Annotated in this window: 21 protein-coding genes and 1 CRISPR repeat array; of the genes, 4 read left to right on the top strand and 17 right to left on the bottom strand. The window is 40.9% G+C overall.

The genetic code is table 11. The features are described 5' to 3' along the window. Positions 1 to 213: 213 nt before the first annotated feature. Positions 214 to 738: a helix-turn-helix domain-containing protein gene (locus K3F53_RS19980; protein WP_220561126.1), complete on the bottom strand. Its 525-nt coding sequence runs from the start codon at positions 736 to 738 to the stop codon at positions 214 to 216. Positions 739 to 874: 136 nt separating this feature from the next. Here K3F53_RS19980 and K3F53_RS18930 point away from each other — a divergent pair, with 136 nt between their 5' ends. Further along, entirely contained in the window at positions 875 to 1705 is an 831-nt protein-coding gene (locus K3F53_RS18930) for a hypothetical protein (protein ID WP_220561124.1), read from the top strand. Positions 1706 to 2368: 663 nt separating this feature from the next. Here the strand turns inward: K3F53_RS18930 and K3F53_RS18925 are convergent. The 6 genes from K3F53_RS18925 to K3F53_RS18900 all read right to left on the bottom strand — a co-directional run bounded on the left by K3F53_RS18925 (position 2369) and on the right by K3F53_RS18900 (position 7594). Beyond that, positions 2369 to 3412, bottom strand: coding sequence for a hypothetical protein (locus K3F53_RS18925; RefSeq protein ID WP_220561123.1), 1044 nt, complete (start codon positions 3410 to 3412; stop codon positions 2369 to 2371). Between the two features lie 464 nt (positions 3413 to 3876). After that, positions 3877 to 4101, bottom strand: a complete 225-nt coding sequence (locus tag K3F53_RS18920) for a hypothetical protein (RefSeq protein ID WP_220561121.1) — start codon at positions 4099 to 4101, stop codon at positions 3877 to 3879. Positions 4102 to 4116: 15 nt separating this feature from the next. Further along, positions 4117 to 5133, bottom strand: coding sequence for a ParM/StbA family protein (locus K3F53_RS18915; RefSeq protein ID WP_220561119.1), 1017 nt, complete (start codon positions 5131 to 5133; stop codon positions 4117 to 4119). A 142-nt stretch (positions 5134 to 5275) separates the two neighbouring features. Next, positions 5276 to 5689, bottom strand: a complete 414-nt coding sequence (locus tag K3F53_RS18910) for a hypothetical protein (protein WP_220561117.1) — start codon at positions 5687 to 5689, stop codon at positions 5276 to 5278. Positions 5690 to 5739: 50 nt separating this feature from the next. Beyond that, on the bottom strand, positions 5740 to 6642 hold the full coding sequence (locus K3F53_RS18905; RefSeq protein ID WP_220561115.1) for a hypothetical protein: 903 nt from the start codon (positions 6640 to 6642) through the stop codon (positions 5740 to 5742). Positions 6643 to 6784: 142 nt separating this feature from the next. After that, entirely contained in the window at positions 6785 to 7594 is an 810-nt protein-coding gene (locus K3F53_RS18900) for an Abi family protein (protein WP_220561114.1), read from the bottom strand. Positions 7595 to 8359: 765 nt separating this feature from the next. Here K3F53_RS18900 and K3F53_RS18895 point away from each other — a divergent pair. After that, a complete protein-coding gene (locus tag K3F53_RS18895; protein ID WP_220561240.1) occupies positions 8360 to 8608 on the top strand; it encodes a helix-turn-helix domain-containing protein in 249 nt (82 codons plus the stop codon). Between the two features lie 33 nt (positions 8609 to 8641). Here the strand turns inward: K3F53_RS18895 and K3F53_RS18890 are convergent, their stop codons facing one another. From K3F53_RS18890 to K3F53_RS18875, 4 genes are all read right to left on the bottom strand, one after another. Then, entirely contained in the window at positions 8642 to 8848 is a 207-nt protein-coding gene (locus tag K3F53_RS18890) for a hypothetical protein (RefSeq protein ID WP_246615726.1), read from the bottom strand. Positions 8849 to 8859: 11 nt separating this feature from the next. Continuing rightward, positions 8860 to 9483, bottom strand: a complete 624-nt coding sequence (gene lexA, locus K3F53_RS18885) for a transcriptional repressor LexA (protein WP_220561238.1) — start codon at positions 9481 to 9483, stop codon at positions 8860 to 8862. 153 nt (positions 9484 to 9636) lie between these two features. Next, on the bottom strand, positions 9637 to 10515 hold the full coding sequence (locus K3F53_RS18880) for an Rcat domain-containing protein (protein ID WP_220561237.1): 879 nt from the start codon (positions 10513 to 10515) through the stop codon (positions 9637 to 9639). Between the two features lie 35 nt (positions 10516 to 10550). Next, positions 10551 to 11642, bottom strand: a complete 1092-nt coding sequence (locus K3F53_RS18875) for a hypothetical protein (RefSeq protein WP_220561235.1) — start codon at positions 11640 to 11642, stop codon at positions 10551 to 10553. Between the two features lie 239 nt (positions 11643 to 11881). Here K3F53_RS18875 and K3F53_RS18870 point away from each other — a divergent pair, with 239 nt between their 5' ends. Both K3F53_RS18870 and K3F53_RS18865 read left to right on the top strand, forming a co-directional pair. After that, on the top strand, positions 11882 to 12307 hold the full coding sequence (locus tag K3F53_RS18870; RefSeq protein WP_057899734.1) for an IS630 family transposase: 426 nt from the start codon (positions 11882 to 11884) through the stop codon (positions 12305 to 12307). A gap of 1110 nt (positions 12308 to 13417) precedes the next feature. Continuing rightward, positions 13418 to 14170, top strand: coding sequence for a CsxC family protein (locus K3F53_RS18865; RefSeq protein ID WP_057899735.1), 753 nt, complete (start codon positions 13418 to 13420; stop codon positions 14168 to 14170). A gap of 257 nt (positions 14171 to 14427) precedes the next feature. Next, positions 14428 to 14788: direct repeats of the CRISPR family, unit length 31 nt; unit sequence AGTTTCAATTCCTTATAGGTAAGCTACAAAC. Positions 14789 to 15022: 234 nt separating this feature from the next. Here K3F53_RS18865 and K3F53_RS19735 read toward each other — a convergent pair. The 6 genes from K3F53_RS19735 to K3F53_RS18835 all read right to left on the bottom strand — a co-directional run bounded on the left by K3F53_RS19735 (position 15023) and on the right by K3F53_RS18835 (position 20141). Further along, on the bottom strand, positions 15023 to 15820 hold the full coding sequence (locus K3F53_RS19735) for a M15 family metallopeptidase (RefSeq protein WP_281423740.1): 798 nt from the start codon (positions 15818 to 15820) through the stop codon (positions 15023 to 15025). Positions 15821 to 15884: 64 nt separating this feature from the next. After that, positions 15885 to 16310, bottom strand: coding sequence for a phage holin family protein (locus tag K3F53_RS18855; RefSeq protein ID WP_057898677.1), 426 nt, complete (start codon positions 16308 to 16310; stop codon positions 15885 to 15887). A 69-nt stretch (positions 16311 to 16379) separates the two neighbouring features. Then, positions 16380 to 16544, bottom strand: coding sequence for an XkdX family protein (locus K3F53_RS18850; protein WP_220561231.1), 165 nt, complete (start codon positions 16542 to 16544; stop codon positions 16380 to 16382). Further along, on the bottom strand, positions 16541 to 16951 hold the full coding sequence (locus tag K3F53_RS18845) for a hypothetical protein (RefSeq protein WP_220561229.1): 411 nt from the start codon (positions 16949 to 16951) through the stop codon (positions 16541 to 16543). The genes K3F53_RS18850 and K3F53_RS18845 overlap by 4 nt, the downstream gene beginning before the upstream one ends. A gap of 12 nt (positions 16952 to 16963) precedes the next feature. Continuing rightward, positions 16964 to 19834 carry a hypothetical protein gene (locus K3F53_RS18840; RefSeq protein WP_220561227.1) on the bottom strand — a complete coding sequence of 957 codons (2871 nt, stop codon included), beginning with the start codon at positions 19832 to 19834 and terminating at the stop codon, positions 16964 to 16966. Continuing rightward, on the bottom strand, positions 19824 to 20141 hold the full coding sequence (locus tag K3F53_RS18835; RefSeq protein WP_091261486.1) for a hypothetical protein: 318 nt from the start codon (positions 20139 to 20141) through the stop codon (positions 19824 to 19826). The genes K3F53_RS18840 and K3F53_RS18835 overlap by 11 nt, the downstream gene beginning before the upstream one ends. Between the last annotated feature and the right edge of the window lie 3 nt (positions 20142 to 20144).

Here is a 20144-nt window from a genome sequence, read left to right as displayed (position 1 = left end):
CCCGATCTATAATGAGAACAAATGTTCTTTTATTTCAATTTAATTGTAATACTGCGCTTTCATGAAAGCAACATAAACAGTTACTACATATATTTATTAAAAGTAAAGCAGTAGGCTGATCAGCTTACTGCTATAGTAACATGCAAAAAAGTACCCGATGTTCCAAAAATACCCCATACAGGTACTAATTGCGACAAAAAACGACAAAAAAAGTCAAAATAAGAATCTATTTGTCGAACGATTTTTTTGCTTTTTAGGCATAAAAACGGTTTTAATCAATAATAGGAGTTGTTTTTTTGTCAGACTTTCGGCCTGTTCACAAGCGTAACGGGCCATTTCTTTTCGGACTTCTCCGCGATACAAGTCCCATTTCATCAATAAAAATAAACCAATGGTGATGAAGTGCTTTTTCTTTTTCGCTTTCGACAACGCAAAAAAACGGGACATGACACAAAGAGCAAATTTGAATTCGCCGCGGGAAAAATATAGGTTAGCCAACTCTAAAAGCTGAATCTCACTTCGTATCGCATATAAATAGAGCCATTTTATTTCGGATGTATCGATCCGCAAAGCGCGGCAAATTAATATCAATGTTTCTTGTTTCGGTATACTTTTATTGTTTTCAATGCGCCTGTAGCTTTTCAAAGAGATACCGACAAACCTGCTAACCTCAAGCTGTGTTTTCTTGTACCTTTTCCTTCGCTCTTTTATGAAGGTTCCTAGTGGTTGTCTTCTCACAAAGACACGTCCTTTTTTTGTTAATTTATCACGCTAAAAGATACGACTGAAAACATAGCATTTTCAATAAGAAATGTATTACATTTTAGTGAGTTATTAACTTTAAAAAAATATATAAAAGGGGAGAAATTTCTAAATGAAAAACAGAAGAGCACTCTTATTAGGAGGGTTAGCAGTTCTCTCTATTGTCTTTACGGCTTGTGGAGAAACTAAACAAGAACAAGTTTCTATGCCGCAACAGACACAACAACCAACCACTCCACTCACCGCCCAGGAATTTCAGCAAGCTTTTTCCGATCCAACACCATTTAAAGGGAGACAAGTTGAATATTACGGAAAAGTATTCACGGATGTAGAGAGAAATGCTGATGGTACGTTTATACAAGCATGGGCTGACCCCAAGAATTCAACAGGAAATACAATTATTTCATACGGTGATCCAAACCTTGATGTGAAAAATGGGGATTTGATTCATGTTATAGGAACCATTCGAGATAAGTTCACAGGCCAAAATGCATTCGGTGCTGAAATTGTAGCGCCATTAATTGATGCTACAAGCATCGAAAAAGCTACTTATACAGATTTATACCCTGCGATAAAAACAATAGAAGTAAATCAAGAACAAAATCATAAAGGTTTTGTTGTCAAAGTACATAAAGTGGAAATTGCTGAACAAGAGACGCGTGTATATGTTTCAGTAGAAAATAAAAGAAAAAACGACATCTCACTATTTACACATAAAACGAGAATTATTGAAGGGGAAAGGCAACTTGATGTAGAGGATAATTTTGAAGCTAATTATCCTAAATTACAAAGCGATATCGCCCCTGGGGTAACTTCAGAAGGTGTTTTAGTATTTAAGCCAATGGCTCCCGATATTAGTAGCTTCAAATTGCAATTTGAAGGAATGTCTAGTGATTTTGTAACTCAAATTGCTCCGTTCGAATTTACTATCACACAAAAATAGAAAAAGTAATTCAATTTTACCCTAATTAACTCAGCATTACTTTTTAGATTTTTTGTCGTCTGCGATTTAATTTAAAAAAGCTAGATTTTTCAATGGTTTTAAGACAAAAAATAGGGAGCAAAGGTATGAAGCAACCCCATGGAGCAAACCCATGAATCATGATCCATATGGTTGCTTCGTTATGTTGCTCCACTATGTTGCTTCATAGGAATGCTTCATACCTTAGATTCATATAATTTATTGGTATATAAATTAATACCACTATTTTTAGAAACAATAAGATAAAACCAATAAATTAAAAACCATTAGGATCGCCACTGCTATGCTCTTTTCCCTTATATATCAAGCTCTTCTGAAATTGGCTCAAATGAAAACACATATGAAAATACAATATCCGCACAACAAAAACTAAAATTCACGACATAAAATTTATAATTCACAACCATCAAACCTAGAATCCACAGAAAGATGATGGTTACGGACACCAGAAAAGCTGTTTTTTCGGGTCCGATAACATACAAAAAGCGAGGAATGAGCCGTAAAAATGGCTTGCACCCTCGCTTTTTATTTATTTATATCCCCTATTCCATTTTATGTTTAATTAAAAAGGCACGCCAAAAGCCGGCCACTTTTACAGGTCGCCGGTCCTTTTACTGCTCATTCTTATTCTTCGAGCCAGTTATAAGGTTTAAAGTCCACCTGAAGTACAGGTTTCGGTTCCGGTGGATCTACTTTATTTTTAATTGCGTATACGGCCTTTCTGATCTTGTCCCATTTTTCCTTAAAATGGGTAAGCAGTTTATCCGCTTCACGTACTAAAATGTGTTGTGTAGCTGTATAAGCATTTTCGAGTGATTGCATGTATTTTTCAAGCACAGGCAGCATCTTTTCTTCCAGCTCATCTAGGATAGCACGGAAGTATTGACCGATCTCCCCTGCCTGGTTAAGTTCAAACAATTTGTGAGAGAACATGAGCTTTTTCAGGGCATGGCAAAATAACTCCAGTCCCACTTCCTGGAACTTATTTACATACTCTTTCTTCATTCGGAGCAGGTTTTCTTTTGCTTCTGAAGAAACCAGATGTTCGCAGTCCTCTTTCCAGAGCTGTTCTTCAAGCCACAGCTTTTCCCCCTGGTTCTCCAATGCCCCCTGAAGGGCATACTCCTCCCGTAGGCCGCGCACAAGTACTTTCTCTTGACCGCGAGTAGTCTCGATCTCCAGTTTTAAAAACGCCTTGCATTCCTCCAGGACAGGATATAGCTCTTTCTTTGTATACAGGTTAAGTACACCTTGACGTTCTGGAGAAGAATGATACAAGGCAGAAAGAGAGCGCTTCAGTGGACGCCCGGTATGTACGCCAGACCATAGGCAGTATAAAACAAAACGCTGCGCGTGTAGACTCATAGCCTGGAACTCTGTAGACTCCAGGAACGGATAATGCTTAATATAACCCTGCGTATAGTCACCTACGCGTTTTAGCAGATACAAACGATCGCCGCATTGTTCCAGAATGCCATCGCGGATTCCCTTTCGAATGAATTTATAAATGGACTGTAGCGAGCAGGATAACCTGTCCGCCATTTCCTTTAGTGAAAGAGAAACCAGTCCATCCCAGCAGACGTGGCGCGACAGCAGAAAATGAAACTGCATGCGCAGCGAGCTATATTCTTTTGTATACTTCGGGTTGCAAAAATCGCGATGAATCATTCTTTTGTCCTCCATCCTTTAGGAACGAAAAAAACCTGTCCCAAACTGGTGACAGGTTTCAATGCGACAAAAGAATATTTCCGTTACTTTCCACACAGAAAAAGTACACACAAATAATGCGTATATCTTGAAATACACCTGTATAGATGTTATTATACAGACATAAAATAACTGTATGAAAAGCCACGGAGTGCATATGCGCCTGTTCACCAACTGCGGATTGGTGTTCAGAATCAAAAGTAGTTGGCGCTACTTTTGATCCCGGTGGCTTTTTTACATTCCGCTCATATGTAATTGTTGGTTTAAATTATAGACCAAAAGCAGGTGTTTGTCTATTCGTGTCAAACAATTTGCATAACCATCTAGATTATTTGTTGTTTCTCGGATGTGCGCTCTTAGTTTATCCATTTTGGTCCACCATCCTTTTTTTAAAAATCCCCGCCATAAGGCAGGGATATATTAATTTATATTTCCGGTAGTTTCCCACGTTTTTTAGGTTTTGGAGGTTCTTGTTGTACGATAGGAGCAACTGATGTATACACTTGCTCCCCGCGTTCCCTCGCCATCTTTTCACGAATAGCTTGGCGTACCCAGTTTGCCTTATATCCTCTCGGCATAGAGTTCAGACGTTCTATAATATCCTGGTCCTCAGAAGGATGTAACGGAAGTTGATACATTGGTTTCGGCATCGATTAACACCCCTTTTATTCTCCGGATGTTTTTAGTACTCCATAACGATAAAATCCTCTTGCGTTTGCGAATTGGGCATCTGGAACAACAATAATATCTTCGGCTAAAGATTTGAAGTAATCGCCCAGAAGAACAGCTCCGCCGCCTGTAAGTAACAAACGGTCAAATTTAGTGCGATTGCTCCAACGTTGTTTGATTTTGTTGATAAGGCTCTCTGCGAGCTCTTGGAATACCTGTTGTTTCTTTTCTGCAATATCTACACTTGCTCGGTCACTGATCTTAAAGCTATCAGATGTAATTTGCTGTTCGACTTTTTGAGCTGTAGCTAGCGCATTTGAATTCTTTAAATTGATGTAATCTGCAATTTTCTTATATGCGTCCATCATGCCCATTGGGATGGAATCAATATCATCATTTTGACGACGGAGGGCTTTGATTCCGTCGATATCGGTCGTTCCGCTTCCGATATCAATAACCCCTACATATTTTGTTTCGTAATCTTCATCCACCACATAACCTGCATCATCTAAATATAGCGACATGATCGTCCCCATTGGTTGTGGGAGAACGTACACTTCAGATACATCAAACATTTTTTTGATGCTATCAATGGTGATACCATGTATGCCTTTAAACACATTTTCTAACTGTTGAACTAATTCTGGATTGTTACGTTCGCGTGAAGGGCAGCCGGTAACAACAACAACGTCTTCAAATGTTTTTCCGTTAGGAAGCAAGGAAGCAGCCGCAAACTCAGAAAGAAGTTGATAGTGTTTGTCACCATAACGGTTCTCACTTCCGTATGTGGCTAACTGGTCATTGGATTCCCGAATATCCTTTCCCCACATGTAAACTTCCCCAGCGTGTTTGGTGCTTTCAAAACTAGCCAGCCTTAATTTCTTTGTTCCTGCCAGCTCCGCTTCACCAAAAGAATCTGGACGAGCAATAATTGAAGGCAGAGTAATTTCCTTTACCGCAGATTTTCCTTTTACACTTCCATTCCCATGGTCAATACCTAAAATGATGCTCATACTCGTTTCTCCTCCGATTCATGAATTATTATATATTAATTAATGAATTTTTCATGTAACATCTTCATCATACCCCATTAATATCCTAAAAACAAACCATTTTTATCTTTATTTATCACTTAATTCATGAATTATTAATGAATTATTCATGAATATGGGAAGTATAAAAAATAGCAAAAGGTAACCGAACAGAGTTAATGGCTCGCCATTTTTCCGGGAGAGCGTCGTATAATTCCTTCGTGTCATCATACGGGGCAAAGGCGTGGGCGAACCGGGAAAGCTCACTGAGCCGTTTTGTCTTATACGAAGTAATCTGAGCACCGCCATCCAGGAGTGCATCTGCCGCCGCTCCCATTTGGTCTATTGAATGCCCAGTAAATAAGTTCTTTACCCGGTATTTTCTAAACTCCACAGATGTTCCAGCTAGCTTTCCCTCTATCGATTTGATAACTTTGTGTGGCTCATCTATCCATTTCAGTACTGGTTTCCGGTTTGCCTGGTCTGTGTCTATCCGGGAAAAGGCATTAAAGTTGATTTTATCTTCGAAGAAACTCAAGATAGTTGCCTGATTCTCTGCCCAGGCATCCTCTGAGGCTTGGATACATACTACATGTCCGTACCGCCTTCTGGATTATCCATGATGCGCCGTAAGTCTAGCGCCGGTTTCCCGGTCGCATCCCGCTTTGGCTCCTGATAGAATAGATTCGTCATAAATTGAGTAGCAGAAAGCATCCGGATTCGCGACATGATCGGGTCAATGATACTGCCATCTTTTCCGTCTGCTGCATTATCTTGCAGCTGGTTCAGGTCACGAACCACATCCGGCATGTTCCGTACTTCTTGCCGGGAAAGCAATTCTTCCCGGTAAGAAGGGGAGGTTAGGGCGAGTTCAAGATCAAGGAATGACCAACCCGGCCGCTTCGTGATGGCCCGCATGCAGGAAACTACATACTGTTGCATCTGGTCCGTAAATTCCCCCGTCTTGCTCAGGCTATTAATGAATCCGATGAACCGGGAAGTGATTCGCTCAGATATCTCCAATGCCGCCAGCTCTTCGTCACCGTTTGCCCCGGTAAATGTCCGGCCGTATATATCATCCCAACCAAGTGCCAACGGCCAAGCTTTGTTGTCTAAGTTTAATAGGTGTAATTTTTCTTCCGGGAAATCAGCAGGAAGACTATCGACGAAAGAGCGCAGCATTTGGCCATCTGCCGTATCTATCAAGATAGCAGAGAACCCGGTCATCACCATATCATACGCCCATACAGTGCCGAACCCTTCTGATTTCCCGCTCCCTTGCATTCCTTGACCGAACGTACTGGTACATAACGCGTCGTATACGGCTTTCCGGGAAACCCCTTCATATTCTTCTAATGGGATACGCGCCAGCTTCCTGGTGCCGCGTTCCGTGACCCATCCGATGCGTACTGACTTAATCCCTTCTTTCGTTAATTCATCCGGCAAGGATACTTCCTGGTTGTTTACGGTTGTAATGTCATCACATCTCATTACATATCATGTCATCTATAGAAGAATAAAATGCCACCTACCATGTTCGGCAGATGGCTGCAATTGTGTAATTCTATGTCCTTCTTAGTAAGTCATACCAGTTTTCCTGGAATCCAATTAGTTCTTTATTTATTTTGTCGTACTAATCAAGTAATGCAGACAGATTAGTAATAAAACTATCCCATTCACGTTGATCTTTGCATAACTTACGCATTATGTATATGGCACAAAACACTTTGTCTGCTTTGACACCAAGCTTTTTATCACTTTTAAACAATTTTGGAAGCAGAATTAATTTTTTTCCATATAGTCGACCGTAATGTGCACAAACATTTCTTACATACGCCAAACATCTTAGCCAACTTATCATATAAAATTCCGGAATTCCATATGAAGACCTCGCTATATCTTTTCGATCTTCTTTCTTTAGGTTGCGAAATAACATTGAAAGTGTGCCAAATGACATTATTTCCACTATCGTCCAAATAGGGAATTGGCTGTTGTATTTTTCTTTATGATGAGTAATAAAGATTTCTTTTTCGCGTTTGATTTCTTTTTCAATCTCATTTAAAAAAGAAGCATGATACTCTTCATTTTGGAAATTTTCTTTATTCTTATACCCTAATGGCCCGTATTTGTGAGCTAAAAAATAAGCGATATCGGTTCTACAAGATATTTCTATAGTTTCAAGCATGGGGATTAAAATGTTGCGTAGTTTTCTGTCGAATTCATACAAGTTATAAATATCACTAAAACTAACTCCATCAAAAAACTTGTCATCCTTTTTTGACCACAATGTATAACCGCTTAAACGGTAATAATTTACACGTTTCAGTATTTCTATAGCTTCAATTTCATTAGTGATGATTAAATTTCTGCTCTTTAGCAATTCTAACTGTTCTTCAAACGTTAATGGAGGTTTAATTTTATTTTGCTTATCTCGTTCTCCCATGAAAATCACCCGTAAAATAAAAAAGACTCACCCTGGTCCGCATTGTGAAGATGCGTGGTGAGTTCTGTTAACTATATTCTAGGTTAGCTTTTATATATAGTCAATATATGTTTCATGTAATGTCATCTACAGCCAAAAATAAAACCCTCCTACCGTTCTGGCAGGAGGGCATAGTTATTCTAGGTGAGTTGTATGCGCTTCGGCTTGTTGTCGCTTCGCGCTACACGCTATACAGCGTATGACGCGTATATATTTTTTAGAACGTATTTCCAAAAAAATATCATAATTTTATCCATTTTTTTCTCTATACCTATTTACATATGTTAATAGATAAGGTATAATAAAATCATCAAGAACGAAAGGAGGGAAAAGATGGAGTGGATAAAAGAATGGCTTCCTCTCATAGTGTTCGGATACACACTCTTCAAAGACTGGGTACTCCCGAAGCTACAGAAAAAGAAGCCTAAAAAGCAAAAGCGACGCCCCCGCCAAGGTAAACGTCGCAAGTAGCTAAATGAAAGGGATAGGGGTAAAAGGAGCACTCCTCCCTATCCTTTCCCTTCCACTCTCAGTATACCATGAAAAAAGTAATAACATGCATGAAAAATCTAGTATCGTTACGAAGTGCGTTAGGATTAGCGTTGGCCGTCACTTATTCCCCCGCACAATCAACATGGCAACAAGCGATTTTATTAATCACGGTTCTTTATTTGTTCATTACCGCAGCTATTGGGAAAACGGATTGAAGTTAAGAAGGTGTAATGTATGAGTTATAATTTTGATACAAAAGAGCAGTTAAAGAAGTTCATTGCAGATGAGGTTCTTAACTCAGCTGAAGCAATTGAATACCTAGGAATCAGCCGCGCACGTTTAAGCCAACTCATAAAAGATGAGAAGCTAATCCCTATTAAAAAACTACAGCGAGATAGCTTATTTTTAAAAAGCGATCTGGAAGAAAAGAAAAAAGAAATGGAAAAACTCAGAAAGAAATACAGACCGTTCGATCATATGTAGTTACGTAAGCCCGGCAGTGTGCCGGGTCTCTTTTTAACTTACTCTCTTTTCTTTCACTGGCCGCATCGCCAGCACGTTTTCGACTGAGAAGTATCTCGTTGCCCGTCGCTTGAAACAATGCGCCCAAATCCTCCCGTCTTTCACCGACAGCAACCGTATCTTCCTCTGACTCAATTGCCCATTTCGGTCCAAGTAGATGATTTCAACAGTCCGGCCCAGGTATGTGAAAAAGTTCATCATATCACCCACCCCTATTCAATGTTCCGATATAGCCCTATGACTTTTCCGAGTATTGTGACAGCCGGAAGCAGAATCGGAGCCATCGTCGGATTCTCAGGCTGCAAACAAATATGGTCTTTCTCCTTGTAGAATCGCTTCACTGTTGCCTCATTTTCTTCTGTCATCGCCACGACAATGTCCCCATTGTTGGCGGTTTGTTGTTGGCGAACAATGACGTAATCCCCGTCTAAAATACCGGCATCAATCATGCTTTCTCCTTGCACACGCAGCATATAGACCGTATCATTTCCAACCATGTTTTCCGGCAACACGAAGTATTCCTCAATGTTTTCCACCGCTGTAATCGGCATACCGGCCGTAACTTTCCCCAATACGGGAATCGTTACAGTCTTAACGGACGCGGCTGTAGCTTCATTGCGCTCCCCGTCTAAAATTTCGATAGCGCGCGGCTTTGTCGGATCGCGGCGAATCAGTCCTTTTTTCTCCAAGCGTGCCAAGTGTCCATGAACCGTAGAGCTGGAAGCGAGGCCCACCGCTTCTCCGATCTCACGAACAGACGGTGGATACCCTTTTTCTTTTACTTCCTTCTTGATAAAGTCCAGAATCGCCAACTGCCTGCTTGAAAGCTTCTTCATCCTCTGCATCCCACCTTATATATACAAACATTCGTTCTTATATTTGTATTATATACGAATGTATGTTTGTGATTCAATGGGAGTGAGGAAAATTTTCCTAATAAAAATAAAAAACCCGGCATGCACCGGGTTACTTCTCTATTTATTTGAAACTTATGCTCCTGCTATAAAACCTAGCAACTTAGCTATTGTCATTCCAGCTGCTGTATCTCTTACAGCATTTGAAAGTAATCCATATATCCTTTTAGCTCTGTCTAAATTCCCGTTCTTTACAGCTTCTTGCATAGCCTCTACATCACTTAATGCGTCCTTCTTCTCCTGACTATCAGGCATCTTTTTAATTTCTTCAATAAAAGCTAAGAACGCATCATCGATAGGACTTTTATGTACGGTTTGAGTTTGGCGTACATCATCCCCTTGAAAATTTACATTCCCGCTAAAATTAGCTCCGCCGAAATTGTTACCTGACATATTTCTACGATTATCTGTCATTTCAATCTCTCCCTGAATATTGCCACGGAAATCCCCGTGGACAGTAATATGATTTATAATTTGAGGAGGCGCGTGTTTTTCTAAAAGAGCTTTGGAATCCTGGGAAACAAGCTCTTTTGAACTTAATGAAACGGGCGTACCTGGCGAGGTGATTCGCTTTTCTCTAAGAACAAGCGTACGTGAGCTGCCCTTTTTTTTTATATGTTCCTTATACTCAGGATTTAATTCAAAAACAGGAAAGATAATATCGGTGATAACTTCAATATCTTCACCACATACACATTGTAATTCTTCCCCCACTTTATCAGCCAGTTTGTCCGTTGTATCAACTGTACGACCGCAGCCATAAGAAGGGCACCTAATTTCCCATTTAAGAACAAGTTTTTTGCTATCTACTAACTTTAAAAGCCGTTCAAACACAAGGTGGAGAGGCAATCCGGTATATTTAGCAGCAGCTGTTGGATAGAAGTGTTTAACCTGACTATTAGCTACCCGATTTACAAAAACATCCACTTCTTCTAATTCCCATTCTGCTACCATCCGCTATGCCTCCTTTCTTGTATATTTTATGATTATTATCGCACTATTACGTTGTCACGTACATACCTAATCGCAGATTCTGTAGCAGGAGTTAAAAAAACAATGCTATTGGTCGTTAGCCCAACACGGATGGTATAAGGCTTCATAACTCCATCTTCTTTTATTTCAAATCGTATAAAACCGCCTTGATGTTGCAGATATGGTCTTAAGGAGTCATATAACGGCAATCCCCTTAAATCTCTGCCTGTAACTCCCATACCCACCTTTTCCATACCGGCTAAGATGATTGCTGTAAAAGGAACTGTTAGCAAATCATCACCAAATCGCTGCTTGGCATCCAGCAATCCAATTTGCAGCTTATTTATATCTTCATCTTCAAAAAAAGTATCTAAAGCCGAGAGAATGCCTACTACGGCTTCTCCTTGATCTTGTGTAAATTCTTCTACAAACAATTCAGGCTTGGCCACTGCATCAATAAGCTCACCTTTTAAGTCGTCAGCTAACAATTCCACATCACTACCATATGGAGCCATGATGACAGTTTCAGATAAAGAAATTTGTTGTCTGATAAGAGAAGCTAAGCTACCAGCGATTCGTTCGGCTACCTTTGGCTCCGTACGAATTTCAATGCAATTCTTCTTCTCATTGATGTATACATTCCCGACACTGCTTTTAGGCCGAGTTGTCATCTCTTCACCGTAAATATCTCTTATTACTCCAGATTTATACATAAATCTGAGATAATATTCTCCTTCCTCTTCTCCCTGAGCACCGCTTATTAAAATCGGTGTACTGGTTAATGTATCGCGAGGAGGGATTACTACTTTTTCAAAAGGATTAAAATCATTATTTTCTATGATTAACTCCTTCATTCCATCTAATGTCTCGGTTCCTTCGATGCTATACCACGTCACAGAAGTTCTTCCTGCAAGGAGTTTATCTTTGCAATTTTTCAACCCCAAATTTTGCAGAACTCTATCTTTACTAATTTTTACCCAAATACGCTCCGATAAATCCCCGGCTAGCCCATCATTTGGTAAATCTAAATCAGTACATATATCCTTTAACGTCTGCTTAGGCAGCTTCAAGACATCACTTAGCAGAACTGTATTCTGGATAGTAAGCATTACAGGATCAGCTCCTTATTCCGAGATCAGAGGAATATGAAAATTCCCACAATACGGAAATGATAACCATATTTATAGAGAAATACAATAGCCATTAAAAGTCTTTAGACCTAGAAAAAAGAAAAAAGCCCGCCATCCATACGGATAGCGGGGTTCCTTGTCATTTACGCTCTATCGTTTGTTTCCAGCCTATTTCCTTTTAGATAAATTAAAAATATACATAATTTTAAGATTATTTTATGACGAATCATCACGCCCATGTTACCCTGTTTGGAACCGTCGATGTCCAGACAGGAGATGGATTCTGTACTTCAGCCAATCAGTGTAATGCCGCTGCTTTTTTAAGTTTTCTCCAAAAACTTCTGGTCCATTATATGGATAAATTTATTGTTCTTGTACTGGATAATGCCCGGATTCATCATGTGAAGCTGTTACGACCGTTTTTAGAGCAGAATCGGCACCAGCTTTCCTTATTGTTTCTTCCTCCGTACTCTCCAGAATGGAACCCCATTGAAAAGTTATGGCGCTGGCTGAAGGATATGGTTATCGTCAACCGTTTCCATAAAGATGAATCGGAGATTCGCTCATCTGTTTCTGATTTTCTTGAATTTATTCATCCGTGTCCTGAGAAAGTATTATCCAGAATTGGTTGTTTGAAACGTTAAAATCTCAAAGCAAATTTATATAGTAATTATCTGAACGTAGTGGGAAGAAGGTCGCTGCTTATAGTAGCGGCTTTTTATTTTTATTAGAAAATTTCCCCTCATCCCTATCGTAAGAGGAACTTGGGATGTTTAGCTTTCGTACGAGCGAGTGAAAGAGAAGACCCGGCGCAAGGCCAGGTTTTTGTTTGACCACATTGACCACATACTTATTTTATTTTTTTCCTTTTTATTCTCTTTCCTCTTGCAAAAACTTGAGATAAACAGAGATATTTAATTTTATTTACCTTTGTTTTTCCAAATTGTTTCGCAACCCTTATTCTTATAAGGGTGTTGCAAAACGTATAATCTCTGAATAATAAACAATAAAAAGCCACATGTTTGGAAAGAAAGGAAGGAAGGAATTCTCGATGTCAATTTATTGGTTTGCTTTCATCGCTTCTGTAATGGCGCTTGTATCGTCCGTCATTGTGCTCTTAATTATATTACGACGATTTATTAGAAATAGAAGAAGAGGGCGATACTAATGGCTAAAAAAGCACGCATATTTAAATCTTCATAATATAATGTATATTTATTGAAAACGAGGGCATTTATTACCGAGAAAGAACAGCAGTAGATTTTAGAAGAGGCTCTTCAAGAGTATACGCAAACAAAAACGACCTGATATTTAGAAAAGGTGAAAAAATTATAAGCACGTTAAAATAAAACATCTCGGCCACGCCGGGTTATTTTTGTTCTGACATCCTGTAAATACGTAGTCAGGTTTCGGGTTCTTTAGTGCAAGCTAGCCGTTTTCTGTATGTACTTCCAGTTTGCCTGCATGGACAAGCTTCTGAAGGTCTTCGAGTAAGAGGATAGCCCCTGTTTTGTCTACACGGGAGAGATAGCGTTTGTTCATTTGCACACTCCCTTTTTGTTCCATATCACAACAAAAGGAAAATATAGGCAATGTTTTTAAGCAACCAAAATAGCGTTGAAAAACGGCTCACAAGTCAGCTTTTCTTTTTTAAATACAAACAATGTACGGTTGTCCTATGTGATATATCCATACACAATCCGTTTTCCTTCATAGTATGTAGTATGTCAAAATTGGAGGGAGAGAATTGGTAAATGCCAATTAATTTTGATGAAACAGCTAGTGTAAATGAATGTGACGCGCGCGCGGTCCGACCTACCCTAACAGGAGGCAACCCTATTGTCAAAGTTCCGGTACTACTTCAGGAAGTGTCGGTGCAGCTGCCGCTAAGAGCGCGTATTACTTTTCCAGAAGATGTGCTTGAAATCAAGAAAATTAAAAAGCGCGTAAAATTAACGCAATGCCGTCTTATCCAACCGCGTACCTTGCCGGGTGAAACACCCCGCAGTAAACTGTTCCTAAGTGGTTTTGTGCGCAAAAATATTCAGTATGCAACACCTGTATGCCCTAGTGATGAGGATGAGGTACGCTCTGTGATTCATTCGCTAACGGTTGATGTCCCGTTCGATTGTGTGGCGGAAATTACGACGTTCCTTACGCCCCCGGTGGGTCCTTTCTTTAATGTGCGCAACGAATTCGATTTTCTTGTAGAGCAGCCGCTACCCGCTGGCTTTCCGTCCAAAGACCGCCTCATGTCCACGGATTTATCCCAGTTCCATCAACAAAGCGTTGAATTTTTCAACGAACAGGTCTTCTGCGAACTGGTTCGCGCTGATATTACCGAATGGGATGAAGCGACCGATCGGGAGCCACTGGTAAATGGTCCATTCGAAGAAGGAACGTTCAGAAGCATTGTAGAGAAGATGGTGCTCGATATTACGGTCAAAGTCTTACAGAATCAGCAAGTGCGCGTTGACAGCATTGACAGTGCTGACAACCCTTGTTGACAGCCTTTAATATCTCTTAATATCTCCAGAATATTTTAAAGAGAGTACCCCCAAGACGTATGAAGAAGCAGCCGCTGGCACAAAGGAATATCGACTTTGATTTGGTCAGCACGGTTCGCAACAAATAAAAACACCCCGCCATCCGGACGACCGGATAGCGGGGTATCTTTTACCCCTTTCTTGAATTCTGGTTACAAAACTTCAGCTTTTTTAGTGAGATCGTTGCAGCGATAACTTGTCAAGCCAATTTATAGGATTGTTTCTATCCCTCATAGGTAAGCTACAAACAGTATAAGACGGTCGCCTTCACATGGGTAAAGACGAGTTTCAATTCCTTATAGGTAAGCTACAAACCCCAAATTCTTCAACATATTCTAGAAGCTTCACTCGAGTTTCAATTCCTTATAGGTAAGCTACAAACCCGACTATTGAACAGAATCCCAGCTTCATCAATGAGTTTCAATTCCTTATAGGTAAGCTACAAACTCTATCTGCATCTATTGTGTCTATTTCCACTCCAGTTTCAATTCCTTATAGGTAAGCTACAAACTCCGCATATTCGCCACCCCTTTAACCCTTATATACGAAGTTTCAATTCCTTATAGGTAAGCTACAAACCCATTTTACATGAAAACATACATAATGAGAATCCTTGCGACATAACGTTTTTTTAGTTCTCACACCAAAATATAAACATACGCCATATGATAAGCTATTTTTTACGTCCTATCGCCAACCTCAATGTTTATACATATTTAAACCAAAATCAAATGTCGTCGATCCCCCGCCTTTTTTGCAGGATTAGAGGTCGACGACATCGACAACAATCGTTATTTATTTTGACCTATATAGTTAGTTATTCGCCGCTCGTCTACCTGACACCTTCCTCACCTCGTCAGCCAGCTCACCAAGCTCTTTCTTATCCTTACGCAACGCTTCGGCTGCTCTGTGATACTCGTCCAGCTTTTGCTGACACTTGTCCGGCTTCGCGTTTTCCTCCTGCCACATTTTCTGATATTGTTTGATTTGTTCGTCCTTCTCTTTCCACTCTGCTTGGATGAGTGCGATGATTTTGTCCGCTTTTGAAACGGGAATCATGTATTCTTCCTCCTTTTTGTCAGTAACCGATGCAACAACTTTCGTCAGCTCTGGAACCTGTACCACCATAGCTGGACGTGATGGGCGTTTTCCTGCTTTTAATTGTGCAATAGAAAAACCAAAGGTCATTTGAACGTGTGGGTAGTCCTTGAAACTTCTCCAATCACCGCCCCATTCAAATCCTCTGGCTTTAAACATTTGTACGACTTCCATCCAGTCTTTTTTGTGATTCTTATTAAAATCTGTGTTCATATCCCAAACGACTTGTTTGCCATCCGGTGTATATAAAGCGAAGTCCAGCGCCAAACCGTAGTTATGGTAGCTGGTACCGCCTTTAGCATTCGTCACGATTTTTCCCGGTTTTGTTCGACCTTGTGCGTATAATTCATTCTGTTCAGCGATTGAACGATACCCCTGCGTAATCAGCACATAGATACCGCGTTGCCAGGCTTCAAATACAACTTCCCAGCCACACTGGGCAACGACTGGATGTAAATTCGGGTCGTTCAACCGAAAGTTCTTTTGTTTCAGCCAGTCCCATGCAATGGCCATGTCCATCCCTCCTGCTTTAGATCATGAAAAGGCATAGATACCCGTTTGTTGACTCCGTTTCTCTTCAAAATTTTGCTTCCTTGTCGTTATCGTTTTTCATTTGTTCAAAACGTTGACGCAAAAACGCGGGGACTGGAACCCCAAGCCTCCCCATGTTTTCCACAAGTGAAATCCCCTCCACTGCGATTAAAAACATAATCATTGCATTTCGCATAAATTGCGAATCTGTACTGCCAGCTACTACATCCAACTGATGGGAAACAATGACCAGTAGAATCATGGCCCCTTTTTTAAGCAGTCCGTGAAATGCTCGTTCTGAGCTTATCTTTTTTTCTCTAAAAAACCCGACTAAAACGCCAGATAGATAGTCTGCTGCCATACAAATAGCAAGGGCAACTACTAAACGGTCAAATCCTCCAAGTAAAAAGGCAGCGCTTGCTGCGCCGCCCCCAACTACAAAAGTATAAAATGTATCTGTTTCCTGTCTCATCTACATCCTCCTCATCCCCTTTCGGGGCAAAAATAAAAACGCCTCTTCCAATCTGGAAAAGACGTTCGGCTATTTCTTCGTTTTTATATTATCCTCCGGCTTCAGATAAGGATCGCCTGTAATCGTTTCGTATTGTTCTGGCGATAATCTTCCAAGTTCTACGACTTGGCATACCATATCAGCAGTACACCATTTCTTTTGAAAATATAGATTCCATTTTTCAAAGTCAGTCATTCTGTTCCCTCCATTTGTGAAATTTTTAAATCCAACGCAGCCAGTAATTTTCCTTGTATGGCTGTGTCAGATTCCAATTTGGCGATGCGCAATTCCTTTTCGGCTACCTGTTGGCCAAGTATTTTGTTTTCTTGCTGTAGGCGGATGATTTGCAACTCCTTTTCAGCAAGTTGTTGACCGAGTACGTCAGTGTCAGACGGCGTCAATGGTTTTGGCTTCGTCAGTTCGTCGATTTCCTGTTGGGATAACCCTTCCGTCCATTCCCCTTCAACCCAACGTGGCCGGAAAAGACCTTCCGGTGGGTCGACGGTGATGATGTTTTCATCGTTGACAACGTCGCCTTGCTCGATGAGGACAGGTTCAAGATAGAACCCGTTTTCATCTATCCGGTGTACTTGTATGAGCATACGTTACCTCCTTTATTGTTCGGCTCGGAATGAAATTCCGTCAATTAAAACTACATTCGCGGCACTTGGGTTTGATGCATAATTGTATATACGAACTCCTCCATCAGTACCTATATAAATGTCTCCAGATGGGGTGCGCATAAAAAGAGGTAGGGAGGGTCGATAGCCTACAGGTAAGTAAAAAATAATCGTGCTATTCGATGTAATTCCTATTCCCAAACGACCTTTTAGTCTTACGATACCCATATCATCTTTGTAGTATCCTGACTGATACACATTTGTATATCCATTCAACAACACCGGAACAATCCATTGCCCCTGTTGCTTCCGCGCATACTGCGTTTCTACTACACTTAACCGCGTTGCTAAATCCGCTATATCCTGCGAGTTTTCCGCCACCACTCCAGCCAACTTGGTACGGTATTCGCCCTGTATGTCGATAAGTGGTGCAGTGTAGGCGTGTTTATTCTCGACAATATATGTGATGGAATAAGCGGCAGATGAATCAAAGTTTGCAGGAACGTTCTTTGAAGCTACTTTCCCGTAAGATGCCACATCATATGCGTTCTTAGCCCATGTGTGATCTGCTTGATCGTTTTTATAAACATCGAATACTTTTTCGATACGATACCTTGTTTCTGTACCCGCAAAAGGAGCGTATTTTGTACTATCAATACCGATAGCAATGGAACCACCATCTGATTTCGGGTTAGCTATCTCCCTCCGCACAACCCCTGTCCCGACTTCAAGCAAATTATCCCCTTCGTGCAAAGAAATTTCCCCTTCGGACGATACAGGGACTTCTATTTCTTCTGCGAGTTGGTAGAGTAGTGAATAAGGAGTCCATACGAATGTATCAGACGGATTCCAAGCAGAAGCATATGTCTGTCCTATTTTTGAAGTCGGAAGGGTTGTTGTCCCACTCGTTTGTCCTGCGTGAATTTTCGGTATCTCTGTCCACGTTTTTGTGCCTGTTCCGTTGTATGGCGCTCCTGTGCCATCATGCATCTTCCAACCATAGAAATACGCCTGAATCTCTGCCGCTGTTGGCGTATAGGACTCGCCCCAACCGCTATCTGACGTACCTACCTGTATCGCTATTTTCTTATAGTTTGCATGTCCGTTAGGGTAAACGGTGATTGCGTCAACAACACCCGACGTACCTGTATTGATTAAGATTTTACCGTCATACTTAATCCCTGTATGGTCACTTGTAATTGTATCCATCTTATGACCTGGTAAAATAGTGTCGGTTATTAATGTTTTATATCCTGTACCGCTCCCCAGCAAAGACCAATTCAAACTACCATCCAACACCAATTCTTCAAACCGTTTAAGCTTGTACGGTTTTCCATCACGGAAAAACAACTCGTCTCTTACGCTTCCATCTGTGTTCGAGTGTAGTGTGACATCAAAAAATTGATAGTCATTGTTTTGTGGCTCGAAAGGTAAGGGCGTGTCTCCGATATTGAGCATCGGGTTTTCAAATTTTACAGAAGCATTTACGCCGCCATCGGTATTGAAAATAACCCGTATTTTTGCTGTGTCTGCTGTTGTATTAAATGTAATATTTCTATTTGTAGTAGGCGAAACACCACCAGATAGAAGCGTCCCGTCTTGTTTGTATAATTGTACTTCTACTGTTCCGAGCGAATCTGCGCTATAAGAAATAGCGTAAGCGGTAGAAGGAATCGCCGTGATATCAGTAAATAGGTTTTGTCCAGTGCCAGTCCGATTAAGTGTAGCAGAATAAGGACTATTCACCACAAAATAAGGTTGACCGCTCCACTCCGTAAACGGCGGCAGAAGGTTTTTACCATACCGGATGATATATGGATTCCGAACGCCTTTTACATCGTCTACATACGGGTACTTGGCGTTAATCTGCGCATTCGTAAGGCTGTCGATAGTAGTATCCCCGGTAATATCGTAGACAGCAACTTTCTCACCTGATGCCCATGAAAGGTTAAGTGAAGTAACACCCGTTACTTTGTACGGAGTAGGACGGCTTGTGCCATTTACCGTTACGCTTGTTCCCCCTTCATTGATAATGAGGTAACGTTTTGCTGAATCTACGGTAAGTGTGTTCGATGTTGCTTCGCGTCCCTTGCGTCCGTTTAAGTTTACAAGCGTCCGGCCTGTTAGGTTTAAGACATTAAACGGCGTATCTCTTGGGACGGTAACAATGTTAAGGCCGGGGAGTAGGGTAGTTTGAAACGGTGTTCCCTCTCCCATTTCTTCTTCGATTTTTTGTAGGCGGGTTTCGTGTGATGCTACTTTCCCTTTTTCTGTATCAGAATAGTCATTAGTAGACAACCCTTTTCCCGGCTCTTTCATAACCACTTCTTCTTTTTTTGCATATGTGTCCGGCGTAATGATTTTTCGTTTATCCGTAGACGTAATAACTTGACTGGCATCCGTGGCAAAATACCAAAGCAAAAGCCCAGCCTCTGCGGTCGCCTGGGACGTCGTTTTCTTCATCGTTCCGTCCGTGTCCAGATAGATGTATTGTCCCTGCGTCGGGTTTAGTTCCATGCTACCTGCCGGAACTTCAAAGCGGCGGCCGTTTACATACGCAATACCTGCGGTCCATGAAACGGTCAGGCCATCATGCGAGAATTGCAATCCCGCTGTTCCGTTGGGAGAAGCGACAAAATTCCCTCCCCATTCTTTGGCCAAGTTTTCAACAAGTAAATGCGCTTCTGTAATTCCATCTTCCATATGGTTTAGCCGGTCGGCTGTGATGCGCGTCCCCTCTTGTACCAATTCATATAGCGGTCGCCCCGTTTGGGGGTCTGTCTTCTGTTTCCCTGTTTTTGGGTCTAAAATTGGCTTGGTTAAATCGGGGATTTCATCGAGCCAGCTTTGTTTTTTATATGTCATTCGCCTTCACCTCGACAAAAAATTCAAACCCAATTAAAAAACCCTTATCGTTTTTTATAACGTTAAGGGCAGTGTTGGCTAGTGTATTGCCTTTGTTGTCCATTAGTGATGCACCAAGAATTTGTTTTCCCACAGCTTCTGTCTCTTTTACATAAACGTATTTTCGTACAGAGCGACCAGAAATAATCGTATTGTGTATCGGATACTGAATAAGTTCCCCAGATATATTTACTAGAGCATGATCAAAACGATCACTTGCGTCTTGAACAATATAATCAAGCAATAGCGGTTGAATAATGCCTGCCATGTA

Origin of the sequence: Aneurinibacillus thermoaerophilus (genome assembly GCF_019603355.1) — a bacterium.
GTDB lineage: Bacteria > Bacillota > Bacilli > Aneurinibacillales > Aneurinibacillaceae > Aneurinibacillus > Aneurinibacillus thermoaerophilus.
Note: the sequence above shows the minus strand (reverse complement) of the source record. Positions and strands in the feature narration are given on the sequence as shown.

Bases quoted from the DNA above. Each gene is read 5' to 3' on its own strand.
- K3F53_RS18930 (WP_220561124.1), top strand. From the start codon at position 875: ATGAAAAACAGAAGAGCACTCTTATTAGGAGGGTTAGCAGTTCTCTCT.
- K3F53_RS18925 (WP_220561123.1), bottom strand. From the start codon at position 3,412: ATGATTCATCGCGATTTTTGCAACCCGAAGTATACAAAAGAATATAGC.
- K3F53_RS18920 (WP_220561121.1), bottom strand. From the start codon at position 4,101: ATGCCGAAACCAATGTATCAACTTCCGTTACATCCTTCTGAGGACCAG.
- K3F53_RS18915 (WP_220561119.1), bottom strand. From the start codon at position 5,133: ATGAGCATCATTTTAGGTATTGACCATGGGAATGGAAGTGTAAAAGGA.
- K3F53_RS18905 (WP_220561115.1), bottom strand. From the start codon at position 6,642: ATGAGATGTGATGACATTACAACCGTAAACAACCAGGAAGTATCCTTG.
- K3F53_RS18900 (WP_220561114.1), bottom strand. From the start codon at position 7,594: ATGGGAGAACGAGATAAGCAAAATAAAATTAAACCTCCATTAACGTTT.
- K3F53_RS18895 (WP_220561240.1), top strand. From the start codon at position 8,360: ATGAGTTATAATTTTGATACAAAAGAGCAGTTAAAGAAGTTCATTGCA.
- K3F53_RS18890 (WP_246615726.1), bottom strand. From the start codon at position 8,848: ATGATGAACTTTTTCACATACCTGGGCCGGACTGTTGAAATCATCTAC.
- lexA (WP_220561238.1), bottom strand. From the start codon at position 9,483: ATGAAGAAGCTTTCAAGCAGGCAGTTGGCGATTCTGGACTTTATCAAG.
- K3F53_RS18880 (WP_220561237.1), bottom strand. From the start codon at position 10,515: ATGGTAGCAGAATGGGAATTAGAAGAAGTGGATGTTTTTGTAAATCGG.
- K3F53_RS18875 (WP_220561235.1), bottom strand. From the start codon at position 11,642: ATGCTTACTATCCAGAATACAGTTCTGCTAAGTGATGTCTTGAAGCTG.
- K3F53_RS18870 (WP_057899734.1), top strand. From the start codon at position 11,882: ATGACGAATCATCACGCCCATGTTACCCTGTTTGGAACCGTCGATGTC.
- K3F53_RS18865 (WP_057899735.1), top strand. From the start codon at position 13,418: ATGCCAATTAATTTTGATGAAACAGCTAGTGTAAATGAATGTGACGCG.
- K3F53_RS19735 (WP_281423740.1), bottom strand. From the start codon at position 15,820: ATGGCCATTGCATGGGACTGGCTGAAACAAAAGAACTTTCGGTTGAAC.
- K3F53_RS18855 (WP_057898677.1), bottom strand. From the start codon at position 16,310: ATGAGACAGGAAACAGATACATTTTATACTTTTGTAGTTGGGGGCGGC.
- K3F53_RS18850 (WP_220561231.1), bottom strand. From the start codon at position 16,544: ATGACTGACTTTGAAAAATGGAATCTATATTTTCAAAAGAAATGGTGT.
- K3F53_RS18845 (WP_220561229.1), bottom strand. From the start codon at position 16,951: ATGCTCATACAAGTACACCGGATAGATGAAAACGGGTTCTATCTTGAA.
- K3F53_RS18840 (WP_220561227.1), bottom strand. From the start codon at position 19,834: ATGACATATAAAAAACAAAGCTGGCTCGATGAAATCCCCGATTTAACC.
- K3F53_RS18835 (WP_091261486.1), bottom strand. From the start codon at position 20,141: ATGGCAGGCATTATTCAACCGCTATTGCTTGATTATATTGTTCAAGAC.